This window comes from Herminiimonas sp. NPDC097707 (genome assembly GCF_044761395.1).
Lineage (GTDB): Bacteria > Pseudomonadota > Gammaproteobacteria > Burkholderiales > Burkholderiaceae_D > Oxalicibacterium.
Map to the genome: position 1 here is coordinate 49,796 of NZ_JBIWCI010000001.1, position 13,352 is coordinate 63,147.

At 53.7% G+C, this 13,352-nt stretch carries 12 protein-coding genes and 1 tRNA gene; 4 read left to right on the forward strand and 9 right to left on the reverse strand.

Annotated elements, in window-relative coordinates; translation table 11 throughout:
* Positions 1 to 17: 17 nt before the first annotated feature.
* The 5 genes from ACIQW9_RS00265 to ACIQW9_RS00285 form a co-directional block, all read right to left on the reverse strand.
* Complete coding sequence (locus ACIQW9_RS00265; RefSeq protein ID WP_402331427.1) at positions 18 to 506, reverse strand: CinA family protein; 489 nt, start codon at positions 504 to 506, stop codon at positions 18 to 20.
* Between the two features lie 12 nt (positions 507 to 518).
* Positions 519 to 1,043, reverse strand: a complete 525-nt coding sequence (locus ACIQW9_RS00270) for a phosphatidylglycerophosphatase A (protein WP_402331429.1) — start codon at positions 1,041 to 1,043, stop codon at positions 519 to 521.
* Position 1,044: 1 nt separating this feature from the next.
* On the reverse strand, positions 1,045 to 2,007 hold the full coding sequence (thiL, locus tag ACIQW9_RS00275) for a thiamine-phosphate kinase (RefSeq protein ID WP_402331432.1): 963 nt from the start codon (positions 2,005 to 2,007) through the stop codon (positions 1,045 to 1,047).
* 156 nt (positions 2,008 to 2,163) lie between these two features.
* The gene (locus tag ACIQW9_RS00280) at positions 2,164 to 3,375 is read right to left on the reverse strand and encodes an FAD-dependent oxidoreductase (RefSeq protein WP_402331435.1); all 1,212 of its coding nucleotides are present in this window, start codon (positions 3,373 to 3,375) and stop codon (positions 2,164 to 2,166) included.
* 97 nt (positions 3,376 to 3,472) lie between these two features.
* Complete coding sequence (locus ACIQW9_RS00285; RefSeq protein ID WP_402331437.1) at positions 3,473 to 3,637, reverse strand: rubredoxin; 165 nt, start codon at positions 3,635 to 3,637, stop codon at positions 3,473 to 3,475.
* Positions 3,638 to 4,237: 600 nt separating this feature from the next.
* On the opposite strand from ACIQW9_RS00285, the gene ACIQW9_RS00290 reads away from it, so the two are divergent.
* Positions 4,238 to 6,550, forward strand: a complete 2,313-nt coding sequence (locus ACIQW9_RS00290) for an NADP-dependent malic enzyme (protein WP_402331440.1) — start codon at positions 4,238 to 4,240, stop codon at positions 6,548 to 6,550.
* A gap of 64 nt (positions 6,551 to 6,614) precedes the next feature.
* Here the strand turns inward: ACIQW9_RS00290 and ACIQW9_RS00295 are convergent, their stop codons facing one another.
* Positions 6,615 to 7,544, reverse strand: a complete 930-nt coding sequence (locus ACIQW9_RS00295) for a 5'-nucleotidase (RefSeq protein WP_402331443.1) — start codon at positions 7,542 to 7,544, stop codon at positions 6,615 to 6,617.
* Positions 7,545 to 7,701: 157 nt separating this feature from the next.
* Here ACIQW9_RS00295 and ACIQW9_RS00300 point away from each other — a divergent pair, with 157 nt between their 5' ends.
* Complete coding sequence (locus ACIQW9_RS00300) at positions 7,702 to 8,076, forward strand: YkvA family protein (RefSeq protein ID WP_402331446.1); 375 nt, start codon at positions 7,702 to 7,704, stop codon at positions 8,074 to 8,076.
* Positions 8,077 to 8,137: 61 nt separating this feature from the next.
* Here the strand turns inward: ACIQW9_RS00300 and ACIQW9_RS00305 are convergent, their stop codons facing one another.
* On the reverse strand, positions 8,138 to 8,395 hold the full coding sequence (locus tag ACIQW9_RS00305; protein WP_041322157.1) for a hypothetical protein: 258 nt from the start codon (positions 8,393 to 8,395) through the stop codon (positions 8,138 to 8,140).
* A 182-nt stretch (positions 8,396 to 8,577) separates the two neighbouring features.
* On the opposite strand from ACIQW9_RS00305, the gene ACIQW9_RS00310 reads away from it, so the two are divergent.
* Entirely contained in the window at positions 8,578 to 9,033 is a 456-nt protein-coding gene (locus ACIQW9_RS00310; protein ID WP_402331450.1) for an RrF2 family transcriptional regulator, read from the forward strand.
* Positions 9,034 to 9,133: 100 nt separating this feature from the next.
* Complete coding sequence (gene hmpA / locus ACIQW9_RS00315) at positions 9,134 to 10,327, forward strand: NO-inducible flavohemoprotein (protein ID WP_402331452.1); 1,194 nt, start codon at positions 9,134 to 9,136, stop codon at positions 10,325 to 10,327.
* A 178-nt stretch (positions 10,328 to 10,505) separates the two neighbouring features.
* Here the strand turns inward: hmpA and ACIQW9_RS00320 are convergent, their stop codons facing one another.
* Positions 10,506 to 12,170 (reverse strand): methyl-accepting chemotaxis protein, encoded by a 1,665-nt coding sequence (locus ACIQW9_RS00320; protein ID WP_402331455.1) that lies wholly within the window; start codon positions 12,168 to 12,170, stop codon positions 10,506 to 10,508.
* A gap of 1,022 nt (positions 12,171 to 13,192) precedes the next feature.
* Positions 13,193 to 13,277, reverse strand: a tRNA-Leu gene (locus ACIQW9_RS00325).
* Positions 13,278 to 13,352: the final 75 nt, after the last annotated feature.

Sequence of the window (13,352 nt, forward strand, 5' to 3'; positions counted from 1 at the left end):
GCTGCCTGGCTTTCGTGTCATTGCGTAGTATTTAGGAAGTCCAGCAAGCCCTGCAATGCATGCGCGACGCTTTGTTCGCGTACTGCATGGCGATCGCCGCTGAATATCATTTGATCGACGTGTACCTGCTCACCCTGCGCCCAGCCGAAGCACACTAATCCAACCGGTTTGTCCTGAGTTCCTCCGTCCGGTCCAGCAATGCCGGTGGTGGAAAGCGCCACGGTGGCCTTGCTATTGGCGAGCGCACCCTGACACATTGCGGCCGCAGTTTCCTTGCTGACCGCACCGTGTCGCGCCAGCAGGGTTTCCGGCACCTTCAGTAAATTCATTTTGGATTCGTTCGAGTAGGTGACGAAGCCGCATTCGAACCATGCTGACGAACCGGCGATTTCCGTAATCGCCTGCGCCACGCCGCCGCCAGTGCAGGACTCGGTGGTCGCCAGCAGCAAACCGCGTTCCTGCAAACACCGGCCTGTGCGTTCGGCCAGTTCCAGAATGTTCTGCATGGTTTTTCCTGCCTAGAACGAGCGCCAGATGGCGAATGCCAGCAGCGTAAAAAATGCTGCCACGATATCGTCGAACATCACGCCCATGCCACCCTTGAAACGTCGGTCGAAATACGCGATGGGCGGCGGCTTGACCATGTCGAAGAAGCGGAAAATGAGGAAGGCATAAAACTGCGTCCACAAATCTGCCGGCGTGATGAATAGCAGCACCAGCCAGAAGGCGATGACTTCGTCCCACACCATGCTGCCATGATCGGCAACGCCGAGATCGCGGCCGGTTTTGGCGCAGGCCCAGACACCGACAAAAAAACCGGCGACGATCACTACCCACCAGTTGAACGGCGTGAAGAATTCCGGCCAGCGCAAGGACAGTACGTTGAACGACAGCCAGCCGAATAGCGTGCCGAAAGTGCCGGGCATGATTTTCGACAGGCCGCTGCCGAATCCCTGCGCAATCATGTGTGCCGGGTGTGACAGCATGAAGCCGGAGTTGGATTTGACGAGGGGGTTAGAAGATTGCGTGGAAGGTGAGCTCATGTCAGGCGAAATGGTCGAATGAAGCGAGTTGCAAGGCGAGGGGTTTGCCGTTGCCATCGATCAGGCGCGTGCCGGACTCGGCCTCAATCGTGCCGATGCGCGTGACCGACGTTGCGGCAGACAGGGCTGCGCCGAGCACGGCATCGCGCTTGGATAGCGGTGCGGTGAAACACAATTCATAATCATCGCCGCCTGCCAGTGAAAAACGGCGACGCATCTCCAGCGTTTGTTGCTGCAGTACGGTACCGACCGGCAGTGCATCAACATGCAGCGTGGCGCCGACAGCGGATTTTTTCAGGATATGGCCGAGATCGCCGATCAAGCCGTCGGATACATCGAGTGCAGAATGCGCAATCCCGCGCAAAGCCAGGCCAAGTGCGATCTGCGGCTGTGGCGTATGCAGGCGCACGCAAGCGGCTTCCAGTGCAGCGGCATTCAGCGGGTATTCCTCGCGTAGTGCGCCGAGTGCCAGCCGTGCATCGCCCAGTGTGCCGGAGACCCAGATATCGTCGCCGATTTGTGCCGTATCGCGCCGTAATGCCTGACCGACCGGCGTGTGACCGAAAATTGTGATGCAGATATTCAGCGGACCTTTGGTCGTGTCGCCGCCTATCAATTCGCAGTTGTGCATATCCGCTAGCGCAAACAGGCCGGCAGAAAATTGTTCCAGCCATTGCTCGTCGGCACGCGGCAAGGCAAATGCCAGGGTAAATGCCTGCGGTTCGGCACCCATTGCTGCCAGATCGGACAGATTCACGGCCAGCGCTTTGTGGCCGAGCTTATAGGGATCGGCGCCGGCGAAAAAATGCCGTCCTTCAACCAGCATGTCGGAGGAAATCGCAGTTTGCATGTCTGCCTGCTGCATGAGCAGCGCGCAATCGTCTCCGATGCCGAGCGTGGCGCGGTTTTTGGGGTGAGCGTGACGCACGAAATAACGTGCGATCAAATCGAATTCGGACAACATGCTGTAATTGTACAGAAGGAAGTACCGGTCTTTGCAGACTATGCAATTTGACCGGATATGCAAGGGCAGAGTAGATGAAACGCCGGCCTTATTCGTATATGGCGCAGCGTTTCATCTAGTGGATGGGACGTGGAATATCTGGCGCATTACGCCATATCAACTGGCGGTTTCGTCCGCCTTGATGCTGGCCGCTTGCCCCAGTGCAGCGAGCAGTTCCTGACGAATGGCATTGTCATGCGGCGATACGCCGAAGCCAGCCATGATCCCGTCGGCATCGTAAAAACGGCAGATTCTGCGGCCGGTTTCCGTGGTTTCGCCTATCCAGTTCCCGGTCGCGACGATTTGTGGCATTGGCGGAATCAATGCCAGCGGATAGCTTGGCGTTTTGATCAGGACCGGCGCCGGTTTCAAATCGATCTCGGTGCGTTCGCCGCTCAGTGTGCGGGCAATGGCGCGACCGGCCGTCATGATCGGTGCGATGTACGGCAGAATGCGCGTGCTGCCGTCAAGCGGCCAGGTGTATTCGGCGCAGTCGCCCAGAGCGTAGATGTCTGCAGCACTGGTTTGTCCGGTGCGATCGATGATGATGCCGCGACCGGTTTTGAGTTGCGCCGCATGCGCCAGACGCAGGTCCGGCCGCAGACCGACTGCGGACAGCACAACATCGGTTTCTACCGTATCGCCGTCGGCCAGCGCTACGCGCAGGTCGGTGCCCGCATGAGTGACGGTTTCTGCCACTGTGCCCAGATGGAAGGTGACGCCGCGTGCGATCAGCGCGGCTTGCAAGCCTTCCGATAAGGCGGGGGCCGCCAGTGCTGCCAGCGGTCGCGTACTTGGATCTATCAGCGTGATGGCGTGCCCCGAGCCAGCCAGATCGTCGGCAAATTCGCAACCGATCAAACCGGCGCCGAGGATGGTGATGCGTACCGGGCTCGCATTTTTCGGTGCATTGATGCGTTCGCGAAATGCTGCGTAATCGTCAATGTGATTAACCGACACTACCTGATCTGCAGCATCTCCTTTGAGGCCCAGTTGTATCGTTTGCGCGCCCACCGCGAGCACCAGTTTTTCAAACTCGAATGTGCCGCCGCTGGTGTCCACCGTTTTCGCTGTGGTATCGATGCCGTTGACGCGGGTGTCGGTCATCAGCGTGGCATTCAGTTGCTCGGCCATCTGCGTTGCGCTGTGCGTGATCAGTTGCTGTGCGCCCTTGCCTTGCGCAAATGCATTCGACAGCATCGGCTTCGAGTAAAAGCCGCCGCTGTCTTCCGTGATCATGATCAGCGGCGTCGTTTTATCCAGTTTGCGAAATTCACGTGCGACGGTGTAACCGGCGAGTCCTGCTCCGATAATGATGATGGGTTTCATGTACATCCTTAATGTCAAAATGCCGCGCCGGAATTTTCCGGCACGGCATGTCCGTAATCACTGCAAGCGCTATCAAATTACGCTTGGAATTGTTATTTTAAATCTGCACCATTTCAAAATCGACTTTGGCAACGCCGCACTCAGGGCATTCCCAGTCGGCTGGTACGTCACCCCATTTGGTGCCGGGTGCAATACCGTCTTCCGGCATGCCTGCCGCTTCGTCGTAGATAAAACCGCAAACGATGCATTGATACGTGTTCATGATAATTCCTTAATTGATCATTGTGAATGAGTTGTGATGAATACAGGTACATCCTGTTTTGTTACGCTTGCACAGCAGCCGGTACGGCGCAATCGCGGTTGGCGTGCTGCCCTCTGCTCAAGGCGGCAAAACGTTTGGCGGCCATTTCCAGCGTGCGTTGGCGTGCGAGTACGCGTACTTGGGATGCATCGATTGCTCATCACATTCATTCACGGTTGTCATATTACCTTCTTCAATTGCAAGATGGCGGGACTTTGAATGCATTGTCTTCGATGGTAATTTCAAATGTTTTTTCCTGCGTTATTGGTGCTTCTGGGTGCGGTAGAGCGAGATGGCCGTACGCATGCATGAGTTCTGCTTCCTTGTGCCTGAGATTTTTTGCGCCATCGTCGGCAACGCTGTTATTCCTTGTTGATTCATAGGGAAATAATATTTATATGCAAAATCAATTGAAAATGTTGAATTGATAGTTTTGTCTTTGCCCGCTTCAAATATTGAATCGCAAGAATAAGTAGAAACACGTATAAAAATAAAAATCAGGCATTGCGGCTCTGCTAGAATGAAATGCTTTCCTACGCTTAAAAAGGACGGCAGCCTAGTATGGATTCGAACATCGACAAAAAAGAAGAACTTCGCCTTCAGTTACGTCAAGCAGCACTGGAATATCACGAGTTTCCCACTCCGGGGAAAATCAGCGTTACCCCCACCAAGCAAGTTACCAATCAGCGCGACTTGGCTCTGGCATATACGCCGGGCGTAGCGGTTGCCTGCGAAGAAATTGCTGCCAATCCGGCCGATTCCTATCGCTATACCTCGCGCGGCAACCTGGTCGCAGTCATCACCAACGGCACCGCAGTCCTGGGTCTGGGTAACATCGGCCCCCTCGCGGCCAAGCCCGTGATGGAAGGCAAAGGCGTGCTGTTCAAGAAATTTGCCGGTATCGATGTATTTGATATCGAAATCAATGAAACTGATCCCGATAAATTGTGCGACATCATCGCCTCGCTGGAACCGACCTTCGGCGGCATCAATCTGGAAGACATCAAGGCGCCGGAATGTTTCTACATCGAGCGTACCTTGCGCGAGCGGATGAAGATTCCGGTCTTTCATGACGATCAGCATGGGACCGCGATCATCGTTGCAGCCGCGATCCTGAATGGATTGAAAGTCGTCGGAAAAACCATACACAATACCAAGCTGGTCGTGTCGGGCGCAGGAGCTGCCGCGCTTGCCTGCCTGGATTTGCTGGTCGATCTCGGCTTCCCGCTGGAAAATATTTTTGTCACCGATCTGGCCGGCGTCGTGTATCAGGGGCGCGTCGAATTGATGGATCCGGCCAAGGAAAGATTTGCGCAAAAAACCGATGCGCGCAAGCTGGCCGATGTCATCGGCGGCGCGGATGTTTTTCTCGGTGTGTCCGGCGGCGGGGTATTGAAACCCGACATGGTGGCTGCGATGGCAGACCGACCGCTGATTCTGGCGCTGGCCAATCCGACTCCCGAAATTCTGCCGGAAGAAGTACGTGCGGTGCGTAGCGATGCGGTGATTGCGACGGGACGTTCCGACTATCCGAATCAGGTCAACAACGTCCTGTGCTTTCCTTACATTTTCCGTGGCGCGCTGGATTGCGGTGCAACCACGATTACGCGTGAAATGGAAATCGCGGCCGTGCATGCGATTGCGCAACTGGCGCAAGCCGAGCAATCAGATATCGTTGCCACTACTTACGGCATCAATAATCTGAGCTTCGGCCCCGACTACATCATTCCGATGCCTTTCGATCCGCGTCTGATGATCAAGATCGCAATGGCAGTGGCGAAGGCGGCGGAAGAATGCGGTGTGGCTGCGCGTCCGATCAAGGACATGGAAGCCTACGCGGATAAATTGCAGCAATTCGTTTATCGCAGCGGTACCTTCATGAAGCCTATCTTCCAGATTGCGAAGTCGACACCGCCGGATTTGAAGCGCATCGTTTATGCAGAAGCGGAAGAAGAGCGCGTGTTGCGCGCGGTGCAGGTAGTGGTCGACGAAAAGCTGGCAAAACCAATTTTGATCGGTCGCCCAGCCGTATTGGCGCAGCGCATCGAGCGCTTTGGTTTGCGTCTCAAGCCGGATGTCGATTTCACCATCATCAATCCCGAGCACGACGATCGCTATCGCGATTTCTGGCAAACGTATCTGGCCATGACCTTGCGCAAAGGCGTGACCGAACAGTACGCGAAACTGGAAATGCGTCGCCGTCATACCCTGATCGGCGCAATGGCTATCCACAAGAAATACGCGGACGGCATGATATGCGGCACTTTCGGTACGACTGATCTGCATCTCAAGTATATCGAACAGGTGCTGGGCAAGCGTGCCGGCGTTAACTCGTATGCGGCGATGAATTGCGTGATTATGTCGGATCGCCAGTTGTTCCTGGTCGATACGCACGTCAATGAAAATCCGAGCGCGGAGCAATTGGCCGAGATCACGATATTGGCAGCGGAGGAAATGCGCCGCTTCGGTATGCCGCCGCGCGCAGCCTTGCTGTCGCATTCCAATTTCGGTTCAAGCAATAGTGAATCGGCACAAAAAATGCGCAAGGTACTGCAACTGGTCAGAGAGCGCGCCCCCGATCTGGAGATCGATGGCGAGATGCATGGTGACATTGCAATGAATGCGGTGGAATTGAAAAAGGCGATGCCGGATTCGAGTTTGAAAGGTGACGCCAATCTGTTGATCTTTCCGAACATCGATTCCGCCAATATTGCCTACAATTTGCTGAAAACGACAGTCGGCAACGGTGTGGCGATCGGGCCGATATTGCTCGGTTGCGATAAACCGGTGCATATTCTGACGCCATCGGCAACCGTGCGGCGCATAGTCAACATGACGGCATTGTGTGTGGCGGATGCGGTAGCGGAGCGCTAGATCGTCCGTAAAAACAAAAGCCGCCCGGTAGCGATACCGGGCGGCTTTTTTTATTGCTGCGGGTTCAGTTACTCTTGCTGTTCCCGGCTTCGCCGCGCAAAGGTACGCGGCCGGTTTGCACCAGCGGTGAGGCGCGATCGCAATGGCCGGCTTGATCGTCGAAAAACATGTGCGGTTTGAATGCGGCGAGCACATCCGACTTTGCAACGCCGCCCATGAAAAAAGTTTCGTCTATCGTCACATCCCATGCGCGCAGGGTGCGGATGACACGCTCGTGCGCCGGCGACGAGCGCGCAGTGACCAGCGCCGTGCGTATCGGTGGCGTAGCGATGCCTTGTGCATTCCTGAAGCTGTTCTGGATGAAGGACAAGGCTTTCAGCAAACGTGCGAATGGTCCTTCCGGCAGTGGCTTCAAGGCATTTTCGCGTTCGTGATTCGCGAATGCCTCGATGCCCTGGGTTTGATAGATCAGTTCCGATTCGTCCGAAAAAATCACGGCATCGCCATCGAATGCAATCCGGATCTGATCCAGTTCTTCCAGCGCATTTGCAGGTTTCTGATACAGCAGTGCAGCAGCGACATTGGAGTTGACGGCTGCCTGCACATCGTCTTCATGCAAGGATAAAAACAGGCTGACATTGAATGCCTGCAGATACGGTGCCAGCGAAGCGCCGCCCGACAGTACGGCACGCGTGATGTCGAGATCGTAATGCTTGATGGAATTGAAGATGCGCATCGATGTTTCAGTCGAATTGCGTGACATGATGACGACCTCGACCAGACGCTGCTCCGGCGTCAATGCATTGAGCTTGAGCAGTGCGCGCACCAGCGCGAAACCGGCGCCGAGCTTGAGAATTTCGTTTTCATTGTCGAGTTGATGCCGGCGATACGCTTCCAGACCCTGGGTGCGGAAAATGGCTTCTTCCACTTCCAGGTCGAACAGCGCACGCGAGGAAATTCCAACTACCAGCAAGCGATCGAGTGAGACAGGCATGATGCGATTTTCTCTTTGGTTATTCTGTATTGGCAGGCAAGAGCAGGCGAAGCGAAGGCAAGTAAAATGGATGCCGCATGCTGTTGCCTGAAAAGTCTGGAATCATTATAAGCATTCCTGCCTTGCACAATCTTTTCCCGCATCCGATAGAGGCGTAATGAAGGTAACAATAAGAATGTGGGCCAGACGCATCAAGCGTGATGTGATGGTGCTGTGGTTTGCGCGCAAACATCCGGATACGCCGCTGCTGGCAAAAGTCATTTGCGTGCTGGCCGTGCTGTATGCCTTAAGCCCAATCGATCTGGTGCCGGATTTTGTGCCGATACTCGGTTATGTAGACGACATGCTTTTACTACCGGCGCTGATCTGGCTTGCCGTGCGCTTGCTGCCGTCGCATGTGCTTGTTTCTTGCCGGGAACAGGCAAACGACTGGATGAGCCGGCAAGACAGCAAGCCAACAAGCTATATCGGCGCTGTCATTGTGGTGCTGCTTTGGTGTGTTGTCGCTTATCTTTTCTGGCGCTGGATATAAATTTCTGATGCGGAGAAATGAGCGGCAAGGCAGGCCGAAATCGGCCGTCTTGCCGTCTGTGTTATTTTTGCTCTTCTTCGTCTTTGTCGTAAAACGATACGCGTACAGCGCGTGTGCGCTGCAGTTTTTTCAAACCGGCCTTGGTGCCGAGGTAGGCGGAAAGCAGGCAATACAGCAGTGCCATCCAGCCCAGGTAGTAGACGCCTACAAAAGGTAATACGATAACCAGCACGGTCGAGAAGAAATCGCGCTTGTTCAGCGTAATCCAGTAATGCGACAATGCGTAAACAATAAAGAGCCCGATAAAACCTAACAGCATGATGTGTCCCCCGATACGGATAGTATGCGCATTCTAGCATTTGAAATTTTCAATGCCCGTTTAATGTGTGCGAGGCTAGGGTTTGTTGTTCTTGCTATTTTCCCATCAATAGATGAGTGATGGAATAAGTTGCTTTTTAAATGCATATTTAATAGAATGTTCGCACTGGAGCGCGCTGGCTGATGAAATTAACCCGATTTTCTGATATTGGATTGCGTGTGCTGATGTATTTGGCACGGGAGGCGCGCAGCCCGGCCGTGACGGTTGCTGAAGTGGCAATGCAGTTCGACGTGCCGCATAATCATCTGGTCAAGGTCGTAGGCGCCTTGGCAAAGATGGGTTGCATCGATGCGGTGCGCGGACGCAATGGCGGTATACACCTCGCGGTGGGTGCGGACAAACTGCTCATAGGTAACGTCTTGCGCATGCTGGAAGGCGATACCGAAATGGTTGATTGCGAACGCATCGGTTGCCGTCTTTCCAGCGATTGTCTGTTGCGTCATGCATTGAAAGTCGGTGTCGAGGCTTTTTACGACACGATGAACCTGTACACGCTGGCTGATATCGTAGAGGGCAATGTCGGTGAGCACATCGGCAATATGCATAAGGTTTTTTTGATGGATCGTGTCAGTCTGTAGTTTGCAAACCGCAGCGCGCGATTCGTGTGAAATGACTGGACCGCAAGGTCCTTTTTTTAAGTTTGTAAAGTGGTATTTCAAATACAACATAGGAGTATGAATGTTATCTGCTGAATCCCGTCCGTATATCGATGCCAGTGTTCCGGTTCTGCGTGAACATGGTCTTGCCATTACGCAGGTGTTTTACAAGAATCTGTTTGAATCGCATCCGCAGCTGCACCATATTTTCAATGCCGGCAATCAGGCTAACGGTTCCCAGCAGCAGTCGCTGGCATCGGCTGTGTTCGCTTATGCAGCCAATATTGATAACCAGGCTGCGTTGGCGCCGGTGATCTCGCGCATCGTGCACAAGCATGTTTCGCTGGGCATTACGGCTGCGCATTACCCTATCGTCGGCGAGCATTTGCTGGCGGCGATCAAACAGGTACTGGGCGATGCTGCAACGCCGGCCCTGATTGCCGCGTGGGCGGAGGCTTACGGTTTGTTGGCGCAAGCCTTGATCGATGAAGAAAACCGTTTATATCAGGCCGCTGGTGTAGAGCCGGGCGATTTATTCAATATGCGCGTGGTGGCAGTAGAAAAGGAAAGTGCGCAGGTTACCTCCTATTCGATGGTGGCGGTAGACAGGCAATTGCCGGAATTCCAGCCTGGCCAGTATGTGAGCGTCGCTGTATTCCTGCCCGACGGCTTGCGTCAGCTGCGTCAATACAGTTTGTCGGAATCGCCGGATCACCAACATCTGCGCATCTCGGTCAAGCGCGAAGTGGCGGGTGCGGAAACGCCAGCCGGTGTGGTATCGAACTGGCTGCATGACAATGTAGTGGTGGGCAGTATTCTTCCTGTCAGCATGCCGGCTGGCGACTTTACGCCGGATACCGATGGCGAAGACCCTATCGTTTTGCTGTCTGCCGGTGTCGGTATCACGCCGATGATTTCAGCCTTGAACCGGATTGCAAAAGTGTCGCCGCGCCGCCGCGTTATTTTTGCCCATGCCGCACGCAATGCACACCATCATCCGCATCGCGCTGATATCGCAAAGGCCGTAGCAAGTATGCCGAATCTGCACAGCGTGACCTTTTACGAAGAAGCCGAGCATGATGATGAAACCAGCCTGGCAGGAAGAATGGAATTGAAAAAACTGCCGCAATGGGATGTGAAAAAATCCCAGGTTTATATGTGCGGTCCATTGCCATTCATGCAGGCACAATGGGCAGATCTGGTTGCGCAGGGCGTACCGGCGCAGCACCTGCATCGTGAAGTGTTTGGCCCAGATATGCTGGACCATTTGATTTGAAAATAAATGCGTAGCGCGACCGCCCTTGCTGAAAACAAGGGCGGTCGTTTTTTTTCAAAACGATGGTCGCAGTTTCGATACTGCGTCGTTGTCATCGCCCATAAAAAAATCCGCCGTAGCGGATTTTTTTATGGAGCTCTGAATATTTTTACGCGCCGGTCAGACGCGCTTCCTGCATTCAGAATTGTTCCCAGTCGCCATCATTTCCCTGGCCGGCATGCGCAATCGCTGTCGGGCGGTTTCCCAATGCTTTCGGACGTGCTTGCGGTGCAAGATTTTGCAGAGCGGACTGATGGCTTTCCAGTTTGAACACGCTGACGACAGCCGATAGATTGGTCGCCTGGTCTCTCAGCGATGCAGCGGCAGCGGCAGCTTGTTCCACCAGCGCGGCATTTTGCTGCGTCACCTCATCCATTTGCACAATGGCGGTATTGACCTGTTCGATGCCGGCACTTTGTTCCTGACTAGCGGACAGAATTTCGCTCATGATGTCGGTTACACGTTTGACGCTATCGACTACTTCGGTCATCGTGGTGCCAGCTTCTGCAACCAGTCTGGTGCCGGCATCGACATTGTTGACAGAGTCGTCGATCAAGTGCTTGATTTCTTTTGCAGCAGCAGCAGAGCGCTGGGCCAGGCTTCTTACTTCGCTCGCTACCACGGCAAAACCGCGGCCCTGTTCGCCGGCACGAGCCGCTTCAACTGCTGCATTGAGGGCCAGAATATTGGTCTGGAATGCAATGCCGTCGATGACGCCGATGATGTCGACAATCTTCTTGGCCGAAGTATTGATTGCATCCATCGTATTGACCACGTCGGAAACGACGACACCGCCCTTGACTGCAACGGCAGATGCCGAAGTCGCCAGTTGATTGGCCTGACGCGCATTGTCGGTATTTTGCTTGACTGTCGATGTGAGTTCTTCCATCGACGATGCAGTTTCTTCCAGCGAGGCTGCCTGCTGTTCGGTACGGCTGGACAGATCCAGATTGCCGGCCGCGATTTCCGTTGTTGCTGTACTGATGGCCATGCTGCCTTCGCGCACCTGCGCCACCGTATCCGTCAGTCGTTTCTGCATTTTTTGCAGCCCGAGCATCAGCGTGCCCATTTCGTTTTTGGACTTGACTTCAATACGGCTGGTCAGATCGCCTGAGGCTATGGTGTCGAAGTGATATAGCATTTCCTTCAGCGGCCCGGTAATGGCGCGAATCAGGAAGAAGGCGTAAATGGCGACTCCGATCAAACCGAGCAGCACGCCGACCACGGCAAGGATGCGGAAGTAACGAAACAGAGTCTGGCTGTCTTGATAACCGGCTTCTGCACTTTTCATTTGCAGCTCGACCAATTCGTCAGTGCTTTTAGTCAGCGACTGGAATAAAGGCGGCATTTTATTGACCAGAATGTCTTCCACATCTTCACTGCGTCCGGCGTGCAGCGCAGCGATCAACCCCTGTTCCGCTTCCTTGAGATATCGCACGCGCTTGGCTGTCACCTCATCGGCTACTTTTCTCTCCTCCAGGGTTTCTATCGGGAGACTCAGGTACTTTTTCCATTCCTCTTCAGATTGCTGATAGAAGTTTTCTGCGCGCTTGAGAATGCGTTCCGAGCCCTCTTCATAAGGGCGCATCGCCACCAGATTGAGCCCTGCGCGAGCCTGCAGCAGACGCGTCATCATCAGGCGAATTGCATCGGAGGAGGGCATCTGATTGACGTAAATGTTTTGCAGCGTGTTGTTGGTTGTTTGCACACCCAGAACGCCCATCGCTCCACCGACAATCAGCATGATGCCCATGAATGCCATGGTGAGCAGCAAACGCAATTTGATAGAAATGTTTTTCAGCATGAATTTTCCGTGAAAGCGGTATTTGGTTGACGTTGAATGTAAAAGTGAGAAGTCCGAATTAAATCTGAGTTGTCGTGCCGCTATTTATCCATACATCATCTGCCGACCTGCATGGCAGGGCAGGGCAGGGCAGGCGGATCGTCTTCAGAATGGAGGGTTACGGCGTGGAATTTTTACCAACAATCGAGTGCACAGATCAATGGTTATTCCCTCTTGGAAACAAAATTGAGTATATCGAGCAATCACTTCTTCGTCGATGCCATCCTTTTATACATGGTCGGCAAAAACAACAAATAGGGGGGAATGTCACAAAATTTTGCGTTTAATCAAATTGTGCAGGCGTGAATGAATACCGAAAATATTCATCAATGATGAAAAAATAATCATTATTGCTGTTTCAGTGGGCATGCGGACTTGAGGTGTTGCGTTGGTTGACTGTGCGTATGCGCAAGCTTATAAAAAGTGGCAGGCTGACCGTGCTGTGGATCGCGCTAGCAACGAGCGCTTGCGCGGGACCATTGAAGAGTTCGCCGCCATTAGTCGGCGACCAGGTGAATCTGACGCCACTTTCATCGAGCGTACAAGAAATCGACTCAAAACCTTCGGCGGACTACTTACAGGCGGCGCGGGCTTGGTTACGGAAAGTATCGGAATCGTTGAGCGACGCGACCTTGAAGTAGCGCGATTGCTTGGTCAAATACAGATCGATCGCTTGGCATGTTCCGCAAAAAAGAATAGCGAATAGCGATTCGAAACGACGCAATGCCGTTGGAAACTTCGTAAAACCGTTGGAAAGTTTGCTGCGAGATAGTTATCCACATGTGATAACTCATTGATTTAAAACAGGTCAGTGGGGTGGCTGATGGGGCTCGAACCCACGACAACAGGAATCACAATCCTGGACTCTACCAAGAAGGCGCCGCGAGTTAATTTCCCATTTTTGCGGAAAAGATTCTGTTTTGCGGAAATAAAAAAGCGGCGCTCACATGTGAGAACCGCTTTCTATACCGCATGAATGCTACTGGTGCCGAGAGCCGGAATCGAACCGGCACGCCTTGCGGCGCGGGATTTTGAGTCCCGTGCGTCTACCTATTCCGCCATCTCGGCAACGCAAGCTGAGCATTATGCTCGATTTGCGGAATTTGAGCAAGATTCACGTGCAGGAATATTGAGGTCTGTCGA